At 59.6% G+C, this 7,108-nt stretch carries 8 protein-coding genes; 5 read left to right on the top strand and 3 right to left on the bottom strand.

The window, feature by feature from the left end:
• The 5 genes from MRY75_RS19835 (at position 1) to MRY75_RS19855 (ending at position 3,129) form a co-directional block, all read left to right on the top strand.
• A complete protein-coding gene (locus tag MRY75_RS19835; RefSeq protein WP_292309707.1) occupies positions 1-597 on the top strand; it encodes a hypothetical protein in 597 nt (198 codons plus the stop codon).
• The gene (locus MRY75_RS19840) at positions 594-1,076 is read left to right on the top strand and encodes an LptA/OstA family protein (protein WP_292309708.1); all 483 of its coding nucleotides are present in this window, start codon (positions 594-596) and stop codon (positions 1,074-1,076) included. The genes MRY75_RS19835 and MRY75_RS19840 overlap by 4 nt, the downstream gene beginning before the upstream one ends.
• The gene (gene lptB, locus MRY75_RS19845; protein WP_292309709.1) at positions 1,076-1,834 is read left to right on the top strand and encodes an LPS export ABC transporter ATP-binding protein; all 759 of its coding nucleotides are present in this window, start codon (positions 1,076-1,078) and stop codon (positions 1,832-1,834) included. The genes MRY75_RS19840 and lptB overlap by 1 nt, the downstream gene beginning before the upstream one ends.
• A 225-nt stretch (positions 1,835-2,059) precedes the next feature.
• On the top strand, positions 2,060-2,623 hold the full coding sequence (gene raiA, locus MRY75_RS19850) for a ribosome-associated translation inhibitor RaiA (protein WP_292309710.1): 564 nt from the start codon (positions 2,060-2,062) through the stop codon (positions 2,621-2,623).
• Positions 2,624-2,664: 41 nt separating this feature from the next.
• A complete protein-coding gene (locus MRY75_RS19855; protein WP_292309711.1) occupies positions 2,665-3,129 on the top strand; it encodes a PTS sugar transporter subunit IIA in 465 nt (154 codons plus the stop codon).
• 2 nt (positions 3,130-3,131) lie between these two features.
• Here the strand turns inward: MRY75_RS19855 and MRY75_RS19860 are convergent, their stop codons facing one another.
• From MRY75_RS19860 to MRY75_RS19870, 3 genes are all read right to left on the bottom strand, one after another.
• Positions 3,132-4,571: a sulfotransferase family 2 domain-containing protein gene (locus MRY75_RS19860; protein WP_292309712.1), complete on the bottom strand. Its 1,440-nt coding sequence runs from the start codon at positions 4,569-4,571 to the stop codon at positions 3,132-3,134.
• Between the two features lie 3 nt (positions 4,572-4,574).
• On the bottom strand, positions 4,575-6,281 hold the full coding sequence (locus tag MRY75_RS19865) for a beta-1,6-N-acetylglucosaminyltransferase (protein ID WP_292309713.1): 1,707 nt from the start codon (positions 6,279-6,281) through the stop codon (positions 4,575-4,577).
• On the bottom strand, positions 6,278-7,108 hold an 831-nt coding region (locus MRY75_RS19870), incomplete at its 5' end, for a glycosyltransferase family 2 protein (protein ID WP_292309714.1). The genes MRY75_RS19870 and MRY75_RS19865, both read right to left, overlap by 4 nt.

Below are 7,108 nucleotides of genomic sequence, written 5' to 3' on the forward strand. Positions count from 1 at the left end.
ATGTATTCCCGCCTGATCGCCTGGTTGAAGATCCTGCTTCCGCTGGGTGCTCTTGCGCTGCTGTCCACGATTTTTCTTTATGCGCGCGGTCCCGATCCGATTGCGACCATCCCTGTCCTGACAGGGGGCGCTGACCCGACGCTGACCGAACAGGTCGGCAGTCCCTTCTATGCCGGCACTACCGAAAACGGTCAGGGTCTGACGCTGGCCGCGCGGCAGGCCCGGTTCAGCGCACCGGACGATTCCGGTATGATTGCCGAAGACCTGCGGGCTGTCATCGACATCCGCGACGGGAGCCGCATCGTCATCGACGCCGTCATCGGCCAGATGGAGGAAGGTGATCGCCTGCGCCTGCGCGAGGGCGTCATTCTGGAAAGCAGCGCGGGCTACACCGTGCGGACCAACGGCCTCGATGCCGAGATCGACAGGGTTGCGATTGAAAGCACGGATTCGGTTGCGGCGGACGGACCCGGCGTGACGCTTTCGGCGGGAAAACTCCGTGTTGAAGAGACAGGAGACAATTCAGACATTCAGTTGCTGTTCACGGAGGGTGTAAAACTGATATACATCCCGCAACAGGACGGGGCCGAAGAATGATCCGAACGATTTTGACCGTGCTCGCGATGGCCGGAGCGACGCTTGCGCAGGCGCAGGGCACACAAGTGGCGTTCGGCACCGTGCAACAGGACACGTCGCTGCCGGTCGAGGTCAGCGCAGACACTCTGTCGGTCTCTCAGAATGACGGATCGGCGCTCTTTACCGGAAACGTGATCATCGGGCAGGGCGAGATGCGCCTCTCTGCTCCACGTGTCCTTGTCTTCTACACCGAAAACCAAAGCGGCGTGGAGCGGCTCGAGGCGACCGGCGGCGTGACCTTGGTCAACGGTGAACAGGCCGCCGAGGCCGACACTGCGGAATACGAAGTCAATCGCGGCACGATCCGCATGGTGGGCAATGTTCTTCTGACCCAAGGCGCGAACACGCTTGTGTCAGACAGTATGGATGTCGATCTGGAAGCGGGCACCGCGTTGATGAACGGACGCGTGCGCACCGTGTTCCAGTCAGGCGATAACTGATGGCGGGTCCAACCCTTTCGGTTACCAAGGGTGAAAGCGGGCTGCTGGTCAGGCATCTGCGCAAGAGCTACAAAAAGCGCGTGGTGATCCGCGATGTCTCGCTCGAAGTGCATCGTGGCGAGGTTGTGGCCCTGCTCGGCCCTAATGGCAGCGGCAAGACCACATCCTTTTATGCCATCGCGGGTTTGGTGAATCCCGAAGGCGGTCAGGTTCTGATCGACGGGCAGGATGTCACGTATCTGCCAATGTACCGCCGCGCCCGTATGGGCATCGGTTATCTGCCACAGGAAATGTCGATCTTCCGGGGCATGAGCGTCGAGGACAACATCAGTGCGATCCTCGACATCAGCCAGCCCGACCGCCACAAGCGGCGCGAACGGCTCGAGGAATTGCTTGGCGAGTTCTCCATCGAACATCTGCGCCGCGCGCCTGCGCTGGCGTTGTCGGGCGGGGAACGGCGGCGCGTGGAGATCGCCCGCTGTCTTGCCGCCGATCCCAAGTATCTGCTGCTTGACGAACCCTTCGCCGGGGTGGACCCGATCAGCGTCGGAGACATCCGTCACCTGGTGGCCGATCTCAAGAAGCGGGGCATCGGTGTTCTCATCACCGACCACAACGTGCGCGAAACGCTCGAGATCGTGGACCGCGCCTATATTCTTCATGACGGCAAGGTCCTGATGTCCGGATCGCCCGATGAAGTGGTGCGCAATGAAAACGTGCGCAGGGTCTATCTGGGCGACAGTTTTCGCATCGGATAATTCCCGCTCCGTTTTACGGAAATGATTGACAGGCTGCCATCGCAGGATTGAAATGATGGTATGGCGTTTGAAGTCTCAGACCGTCGAAAATCATGCCACCTGCCGTTCCGGCTGGACAATGAAACACAACGGTCGAAACGTCATCTCCCTTTTGCTTCCGAACCTGGTGCCCGGTCCTGTCGGACCACTTCGGCTGCAAAATCAAAACAATAAAAAGGACATGCTATGCGTTACCAGATAACCGGCAAACAGATTGATGTTGGTGAAGCCCTTCAGACTCATGTGAAGTCAGAGCTGGACGCGATGCTGGGCAAATATGCCGGCCGCCCAACCGATGCGACCGTCATCTTTTCCAAGAGCGCGCATGAATTTGTTTGTGAGACAGTTGTCCATCTGTCCACCGGTTTGAATGCAACCGCCAAGGCGCATGCGACGGAAATCTACGCCGCGTTCGACGCCTGTTGCGAGAAGATGGACAAGCAGCTGCGCCGCTACAAGCGGCGTCTGAAAGATCACCACAAGGACCGTACGGAACCCGTTGCACTCTTTGGGGCATCCTCATATATCCTCGCCAGCGAAGCTGATACACAAGACGACGAGCCTGAATCGCTTCAGCCCATCATCGTCGCCGAGATGGAAACCAAGATTCCATCGCTGACCGTGGGTGAAGCCGTGATGCAGATGGAACTGGCGGGGTTGCCTGTCCTCGTGTTCCGAAACGACAAGAAGGACGGTGTGAACGTCGTATATCGCCGCGAAGACGGTAATATCGGGTGGATTGATCCGTAAATCCGATATACGGGCGACCTCGTCCTAATAACGAGCAGCACATGAAGTTTGCAGACCTTTTGAATTCGAAGGCCGTCAAGGCGGTGACATCGGCATCCAGCAAGAAACGGCTGATGCATGACATCGCCGATATTGCAGAATCCGCTTATGGAATCCCTGCACAACGCGCCGTCGAAGCGCTGCTTGAACGCGAAAGCCTTGGCCCCACCGGTGTGGGCCACGGCGTCGCCCTGCCGCATGCGCGTCTGGACAGTGTGACCTCGGTCGTTGGCGTGTTCATGTTGTTGGAAAAACCCATCGACTTCGACGCGATCGACCGTCAGCCGGTGGATGTCATCTTTGCGCTGTTCGCACCTGAAGATGCCGGTGTCGAACATCTCAAGGCCTTGGCGCTGGTGTCGCGAACTCTGCGGGATCAGAATTTCTGCGCCAAGCTGCGGGCCAATCCTGACCCCGCCACCTTGCACACGATCATCACCGAAGCGGCCAGCGTTCAGGCTGCCTGAGCTCAGCTCCGTTGGACGGGGTCGAACGCACTGAATCCGAACATCATGTAGTCGCGCGGATAGGCGTCGCGGCAAAGCCGATCCAGATCGCCATCATGGATCGCGACCAGCCGCGCCAGATGCGGCTCTGGGACTGAGGGCCATTCCGGCGCGGATCCGGCGCCAAAACGCAGGGCCATCTCGGAAAGGTCCCGTGCAAGGTCCTCTTCCCGCAGAACCCGGTCTGGCAGGCAGAACTCCGACATGCCCTGAAGGCAGGTCGCCTGACTGGCCCAGTGGGCATCGACCCTCACGCTGGTCTGACCGTTCAGATTGGCGCGCAGGAACATCAGGAACGCCTCGAACGCCTTGCGATGCGCGGCAAGATCGAAGGACGGATCGGCACCATCCTCGGGCAGTGCGAGTCCGTGAAACCGCATCAACTGCTGGCGGATCTTGGCGTAGCTTCCCGGACCCGTATTCAGGATCTTGTCGCAGAAGGCGGCATGCGCCCGGATCAAAGGGTGCCTGAGGACGGTAAAACGCTGATGCCCCGGATTGTCCTGCAACCAGCCGCGCAGGGTCTTTTGGTTGAACTTGCCGACAAGCTCGGACCCGTCGCCGTCCAGTGCTGTCATCCAGGCGGTCACCTGTTCTTCCGGGCCCGAGCGGATCGGCATGTAGAGCAAAGGATATGTGCTGCAGGCGAGGTAGGTCGGCACGACAGGCCCGCGCCGCGGTTCAAAGTTCGGCGTGCGTGTCAGATCGAAGCGATCCAGCGCCCGCAAAGCAACTTCCATCTGCGGGTAGTTTGCGACCTTGTCCGCCAAAGCCTGTGGGTTCTGCGGCTTGAGAGTTGACTGAAAGACCTCGGGCTCCGCTTCGACCCCCAGCCAACGCGCAAGCCCGCTCAGCACTTCGGTATCGTGGAGATCGTCATAGCCGATATAGAACGCGCTTTGCCCCGTCACCTGCAGCGCCCGCATGATCTCGAGCTGGAAGCTTTGTGTCTGCCCAAGATGGCGTTCGAATTCCGTAAGGTCGAAATAGGCTTGCGCGTCCTTGCGGTTCTTGACGTTGGTCAGCTTCCACTGGTCCGTCGCACGCGCGATCTTGAGGCTGATATAGCTATCAAGCGGATTGCGGGTCAGGATGATCTTGGCGCAGCGCGGGTCCGACAGGATTGGCGCAAGCACGCGCGGATCATGGTCGTGGAAATAGCGAAAGCCGCCCAGCCCCTCGGTCTTGTCGCGGATCGCGCGCAGGAGCCTGTCGGGATTGTCCTCGCGCTGCCGATGGGTGATGCCAAGGATATCGTCGCGCTTCGGATACCCTATGAAATTCGGATTGAACGCCTCGCCGTGACAGGTCACGCGGGCGATCTGGTTCAGATAATCCTCGAGGAGGTTCGACCCGGTGCGCATTTCCGCGAAGACGACAAACAGATCAAAGGGCACGGTCAAAGGTTACTTCTTCACCAGGTAGGGGCGGGGGCGCGGCGCATTCAGGGCGGGCCCCTGTGCGATCGGGTCGGCGGGGAAATCACCCATGAGATAGGGATGCATCCCCTGGTTCTTGAGGTTCTGCAGGAACTGCCCGAACCCGGTCAGGTCCACCATCTTGGGCGCTTCGGTCAGACGCCGTTGCGGTTGTGTTCCGATTTCGTCAACGATCACCTGGATCGCTTCCATCGGGCTTTCGATAAATTCCGCCATCGTCCAGATGCGTCGGCGGCATTTGGAATAGGGCGACCGCAGAGCATTCAGCATCTCGGTCTCGATCTTCTGCAACTGCGCCGCCTCGCGCCGCAATTCGGCAAAGCTCCGGTTGGACTGGAAGAGCGGGATCGCCCAGGCGCCCGAGATGACCGACACCTGCGCGTTGGGGTCCTTGGCGATGTCCCAAACGACATGCCGCGTGCTGCTTGGCCCAAGCTGAAAGCACTGCCGTTCCCCGCGCGTGTTCCACAGGAGGTTGGTCAGGAACATCTTGGTGTCATAGTCGCGCAGCGTCGCGTTGTCGGACAGCGCACCGTTCATCACCGTTTGCCCGTCGGCGAAATGCGCCCGGTCCGGGGCAAAGAGATGCCCATGCACCCGCGCCCCTGTCACCTGCGCAAGCCACGGTTCGAAATCGGTGAAAAGCTCTGTGAAGCCCTGAAACACCGAATACTTGGCTGCCGTGACCCCGTTTTCCCAATCCTCGTTCGGGAAACGGCTTTGCATGTAAAGCCCCGGACGTCCGCGTGTCCGCCGGTCCACCGCCTTTGCAAAGATGCGGTCGATCTTGCCGGGGTTGGGTTCCTGCAGGCTCAACTCTCCCGGTTTGGGGCTGAGGAAGGTCTCGTACAGGCGGTCCGCATTGTGCCAGATCTTGCGCGCCACAAAGCAGTCCGACCGCCGCAGCAGTTGCAGATGGTCGTCGTAAAAGATGTGCGGTTTGCCTTGGAAATCGAACTTTGACAGCGTGAGCGAACGACTCACGATATTGGTCGAATAGAGCCGCGCGAGTGTCTGGAAATAGCTTTCATCCGGAATCCACACGTGGCGGAAATACCGATCATAGACCTTGCGCTTGGGGTCTTCGAGGATCGACGCAAGCGTCTGCCGCGTGAGACACCACCATTGGCTGCCCATATGTGGCGTAAGCCCGTCGGGGATATTGCGCTTGTAGCCGACCTTGCGCTGGAGTTCGACGAACTTGTCGAACAGATACCGATTGCGCCGCCACGAGAACGGGAAGCGCATGGTAAAGCGTTCTTCGTCCAGCCCGCCCACGGTCCACGGCACATCCGCCGTTGTTGCGCTTTCGATGTGATCGGTGCGCGGGCGCGCCTTGAGATAGTCGATCAGTTCCTGAACCGGGCGCAATGGCAGGCAGGACCCAGACGTGAGGTAGACGTGGCTCACATCCTCGAATTCCGACAGCATCAGCTCACTGGCGTCCTGACTGGCGGCCACCAGACCCCACGTGCCCCAGTCGCAGCGGTGTCTTCGCGAAAAGCGGATCAGGGGATCATCGCTGAGCCGTTCAATGAAGATCTTGTAGCGCTTTGCCGACACGACCTGATCCACATGGATCACCACCGGGCAGCCCGCCTTGGTCCAGTGGCGCGCCACCTGCTCGGCCCGGTGAAGCGCGGTGTGCGCCAGCATGATGATTCCGATGCTCATGCCCAGTTGCCCATCGACATGAGGCCCAGGATTTCAAGCTGCCGCCAGTTGATGTATTTTTCCGACCACTTGCACCACAGTTCCGGATGGTCCTGCAGCGCATTTGCATAGGCGACATATTCAAGACTGCCCGCATAATGTTCGCGCCGCTTGAGTTCTTCCATCGCCTTTTCATTGAACGTGCTCAGAAACTTGGTGTGGAGCAGGGCACCCGACGCTTTTTCGCCGCCCCATTCGTCGTACACCTTGTTCAGACCGCGAGGCAGAAGCATGTGTGTCGAACTGGCATAGGCGTACCGGTGGTGCCATTTCACAAGCGGGATCTTGTTCAGCGCAGGCGCCGCTTCGGGACGGTCGGCAAAGAAAACGCGCGCTCGTGGTCCACCCTGTATCCACAGGTTGCCGAGAAGATGATTGCGCTTGAGCGTGTAATTCCCGGAGTCGAACCATGACGCGATTTCGAGCGGGTTCTGTCCCGCCTGATACTGGACTGCGTCGATCCGGCCTTTGGGATACATGTCGAGCAGCATCGCGCTGAACGACCGGATCGAAGACGCATCAAGCCAATCCGTCAGCGCAGGCAGCGGACGCGAATCGCAGAACGGGTAGACGAAGAATTCATCCGGATCGACGGTCAGGCACCAGTGATCGTGGCCATAGCGCCGAAGCAGCCAGTTGATCCAGTCCATGCCGAAACGCGACCGCTTGTAACTTTTGCGCGTGTGCCAGACCGACACGTCCGGCTGCTTCGACAGCATCTCCACCGTGCCATCGGTGCTGTCATTGTCGACGAAGAAGAAATGGGAAATCCCCATTTCCCTGTAGTA

Source organism: Marivita sp. (assembly GCF_022763305.1).
In the GTDB taxonomy this organism is placed as follows: domain Bacteria; phylum Pseudomonadota; class Alphaproteobacteria; order Rhodobacterales; family Rhodobacteraceae; genus Marivita.